This is a genomic window from Streptococcus suis, from assembly GCF_046032535.1.
Taxonomy (GTDB): Bacteria; Bacillota; Bacilli; order Lactobacillales; family Streptococcaceae; genus Streptococcus; species Streptococcus suis_AK.
This window is the reverse complement of record NZ_JARQPL010000066.1, coordinates 1-4718: the sequence shown is the minus strand read 5'-3', so window position 1 is coordinate 4718 and position 4718 is coordinate 1. Positions and strand designations below refer to the sequence as shown.

The following is a 4718-nucleotide window of genomic DNA, read 5'->3' as shown; positions in this document are numbered from 1 at the left end:
TGTTTTTAGTGCACCCTTTTGTCTAGAAAATCATCTAAAAATTAATCAACTTTCTATTGACTTTTTACCACTAGACTATAATTTATCATTTAACTCTATCTCTGTCAACTATAACAAGGAAAGTTTACACATCTCAAGAAACATATATACTTCCTAAATTAACAATTAACATTATTACTTGTACATTCATAAGAACATGTGAAACATCGACCGCAGCGACCAGCCAGAGTCATTTTAAATGCTGAATACCAGCCTCCTGCACCAGAAGTTCCTTCCAATTCTTGAGTGCTAACTTCAAAGTCTAAAGTGTCAATTTCTGAATTATATTGCTTATTTTTCATATTGTCCCTCGCAAAACTTTCCTTGTTTATAGTAAATTTAACAAACTCTATTTATCAGAATAAAATTTTCTAATCCTTAGTTAACCACATTTTACATGATTACTAGTACATTCAAATGAACCTGTAAACCATCGACCACAACGACCTGCTAGACTTAATTGAACTGCCGTAAACCAGCCTGAACCTGATTTACCCGAAAGTTCTTGTTCTTTTACTTCAAAATCCAAATTATCAATCTCTGATGACATTTTCTTGTTTTCCATCGTTTTCTCCTATTTTTATTTACCACAACTTACGTTGTTACTAGTACATTCAAATGAACCCGTAAACCATCGACCGCAACGACCTGCTAGACTTAATTGAACTGCCGTGAACCAGCCTGAACCTGATTTGCCTGAAAGCTCTTGCTCGTTTACTTCAAAATCAAGACTATCAATTTCTTCACGTTTATGAATATCTTTAGTCATAAACAACTCTCCTTTCTTTTTTTAGATGATCATCTTTACACTACTAAGTATACATCGTTAAATAGCTTTAGTAATGAGTAAATCGTGCAATAATATTGAACGCTTTAAAAATGACAATACAGATTGATTAGCTATATATTCTAATATAGTAATAGACTCCGTGTGAAGTATCTTTTTCTATCTATGTCAAGCTAGCTTGAACAATTAAAATGGAACAATCAATTTAGCTCTATGACAATGTATCTATCATAATTCTCACACCTTCAGCATACTGCTAAAGTTGGAGGCTATATTGATGTCACAATGGAGTATTTCTTTGGAAATTCCACAATCTTGTCGTTGTTATCAGAAAAACAAAAATAATCTGTTCTTAAAGTTCGTATTAGAAAATTAAATTAAAACTTACCTTGTTTCAAGCTCTCAATCAAGAAACAATAGAAACCATTTTGAATAAGGTATTAATCTATGGCAATTTGACTAACAAAATTGGCTATTCTTTCAGAGAAATATCATTATGAACCTCTTGGCAATTACCAAGCAACATAAGCTTGATTTAGAAAAATATACCACCTATCTTCTAAAACATTTTCCCAATGAGAATACACTAACAAAAAGAAGTTCTAAGAGCCTATTTACATAAGCTAAGATTATACAAGACAATCACCGATAACGAAAAATCTCCAATTGACCCATGAGGATAAATTAGAGATATACAAGCTAAAAAAACAAGGAGTTAGTTGGTCACAGATTTGTAGCCAATTTGATGTCAACGTCAGTGGACTGAAGTATCTGATTCGCTTGATGGACCGCTATGGTATTGAAGTGGTCAAAAAGACCAAAAATACATACTACTCTCTTGAGTTAAAGAAATAATGGATACAGTGTCCCTTCAGAGCTATTCTTTAAGACAAGTTTCACGCGATTACGCTCTCCCAAATGACAGTATACTCTCAGTTAGTGTAAAATAAATCTCGGAAACACCTTTACAAAACGAAAAAAGTCCTATATCCTAGGAGAACACCACATTCCCTTAGAAAGATATAAAACTTATGACTATTGTAACAGAGATTTCCGAGATTTTAAAGTCTAGCAAGCATTTATTAAGTATCCAACTTTTTGGGGTCAATACAACCCCTTGGTTAACGAGGCTTCAATGAACATCCTGGCTCACTACGGAAACATGGGCTTCCAAATCAGATAGCCTTCAATAAGATTTCCCAAGAATTATTATCAGCTATAATCGGTAAAAGAAATCTAATTTCTAGAAAATCCTTGAACTACCAAACTCTACACCAAGTTTTTCTGAGTTATTTCAAAATATCTAACTTAATTTGACAAATGAGGTTTTGCAAAATTTTCTAAAATTCTAAATAATTATTTTGTTTTGCAGGAAATCTAATAAAAAGAGAGAACCATCTTGATTCTCTCGTATGTTATGGTAAATCACTCACTATCCTTGACGAAGTAGGATTCTTTTCAATTTTTTTTACATTTTCCAATATTGTTAGTAAGTGATACTATAAAATTAAACTCCATATCTCTGAAACATAAGATTATTCTTACTTTTCTTGGAAGTATGATACAAATGATAAGCATAATCAACTCATTTGATGCAAAATAACTTAAACTTGAGATTTTTTATTAAAATTAATAATTCATTTGATAAAGTTGACTGTATAAACCATCTCTATTATTTAATAGCTCTCTATGCGTCCCTCTCTCAGAAATTTTTCCATTGTCCATAACAAAAATCTGATCAGAGTCAATAATTGTAGATAAACGATGTGCAATCAAAATTATAGTAATATTCTGCTCTTTAAATTTTCTCATTATTTGTTTTTCGTTTACATTATCTAAATAGCTTGTCGCTTCATCTAAGAGCATAATTCGAGGTTTCTTGACTAATGCTCTAGCCAAAATAATTCTTTGACGTTGCCCACCAGACAAGTTCAATCCCATCTCCGAAACTATCGTATGATACCCCATAGGCATATTTTGGATTTCATCGTGAATATTTACTAATTTACAAATTTCCTCTACTTCTTCTTGTGAAATAATATTATCACCTATAATATTTTCAAGAATAGTTTTATTAAAAAGCGTCATATCTTGAGGCACAATTCCAATTTGTTGACGTAAGTATTTTTTCTCAAATTCATCATAATCTATATTATCAAACAATATTTTTCCTGAACTTGCTGGATATAGACCAATTAATAACTTAGATAGAGTGCTTTTTCCAGAACCAGATGATCCGACAATTGCAACCTGCTCTCCTTGTTTTATTTCTAAAGAAATATTTTCTAAAACTTTTTTACTATCTTTTGTATATGAAAATGATACATTTCTTAATTCAATATCACCTTTTAAATCAAATTTTAATTGTCCATTTTCCTCCATGTCTTCTTCTAAAATTTCAACTATCCTAGCTAAAAACGTTTTACTATTATAAAATGATACTACTGTTTCAAAAATATTATTAGTTTTACTGAATAAAAGAGTACTTAAAGAATAAAGTGCAAATACACTTCCTATACCAACACTACTATTTGATTGTAAGGAAACAAATAGCAATACAAAAGGTGAAATAAATGTGATAATAGTAAATAACGAATTCACAAATCCTGAAAAAATTTCGCTACATTTATACCTATATATATTTTTATCAAATAAACTCTTCCACTGCTTATATGTCTGGTCTTCAAAACCTTCCATTTTAATTCCCATCATAGAATAAACCATTTCAATTTGTTTATTCTGTAAGTCATTTTGAGAAATTATAAATGACTTATTTCTTTGTTCTAAACTCTGTTTGGTCAAGAATAATATAGAAAGATTCAAAAAAAGCAATAGAATAGCTAATAAGGATATAATATAATTAAATCTAGCAAAATAGATTAAAATGCAAATAGCAAACCCTATATCTAAAATCCCAAGTATAAACTGATTTGTAAATAACTGTCTGATTCTAGACAAACCATTTATTGAGTAGATTAAATCTCCGCTACTTCTAGTAGAAAAAAATTTATAAGGTAATTTAAATAGGTTACTTATCACACTATTGTTTAGTCCCTCATCAATAGTACTTGTTAATATAATTGCAAAATATCTCTGGCACAACATGATAATAAAATATATGGAGACAAAACCTAAGAATCTAAGTAATAAATCGAATTGTTTAATAAATACTCCCTGCGATACTTCGTTTAAAATTTGTTGCATCCATAGAGGAAAAATAAAATTTACTCCATAACTACCTAGTGTTAAAAAAAGTAATGGAATAAAATATGACCAAGTTTTTAACAACTGTTTATAAACTACTTGAAAGTTTTCTTTACTCTTTCTACTAGATACTTGTGAACTATCTACTATACTGATTAGATACTCTGAAAAACCTTCTGAAAATTCTTCCAAACTATATCTAATTCTACCAAGCTCTGGATCGACAATCCATACAAATTTTTCATTTGCCTTCTCAATTACTACAAAATGTTTACTTTGCCATAAGGCAATTGCTGGAGTCAAAATTTTAGAGAAATTTTCAACTTGTTCTTTAGGATAACGAAACGACTTAATAGAAAATCCAATATTTTCTAATATATCAATTAAATTTCCAAAATTTGTTCCATCCCTTCCGGTTTCTTGAATATTACGTAAAGCTTTGACAGAAATCTCATGATCAAAATAACTTGATACCATTGCTACACAACATAAACCGCACTCTGTTTTTTGATGCTGTTCTATAAATGGTACTCTTCTCTTCATTACATTCCTCCTCGTAAAATAAGTTTATGGGGATTTTTCAATTCCAAATTTTTAATAATTGTAAAAACGTTAACTTGACTATTGCAAGGTTTTCCAGAACAATAGAGTCATGGAATGGACTCATGGTTGTTTCTTTTCCTCCTTG

Annotated in this window: 4 protein-coding genes; all 4 read right to left on the bottom strand. The window is 30.1% G+C overall.

Features of this window, described 5'->3' with window-relative positions:
- Window positions 1-158: 158 nt before the first annotated feature.
- Entirely contained in the window at window positions 159-341 is a 183-nt protein-coding gene (gene slmA, locus P7J58_RS11190) for a salivaricin M family lantibiotic (protein WP_408556358.1), read from the bottom strand.
- An 80-nt stretch (window positions 342-421) separates the two neighbouring features.
- A complete protein-coding gene (slmA, locus tag P7J58_RS11185) occupies window positions 422-604 on the bottom strand; it encodes a salivaricin M family lantibiotic (RefSeq protein WP_024394058.1) in 183 nt (60 codons plus the stop codon).
- A gap of 15 nt (window positions 605-619) precedes the next feature.
- A complete protein-coding gene (gene slmA / locus P7J58_RS11180) occupies window positions 620-808 on the bottom strand; it encodes a salivaricin M family lantibiotic (RefSeq protein ID WP_024394059.1) in 189 nt (62 codons plus the stop codon).
- A 1647-nt stretch (window positions 809-2455) separates the two neighbouring features.
- The gene (locus P7J58_RS11175) at window positions 2456-4573 is read right to left on the bottom strand and encodes a peptidase domain-containing ABC transporter (RefSeq protein ID WP_024394060.1); all 2118 of its coding nucleotides are present in this window, start codon (window positions 4571-4573) and stop codon (window positions 2456-2458) included.
- Between the last annotated feature and the right edge of the window lie 145 nt (window positions 4574-4718).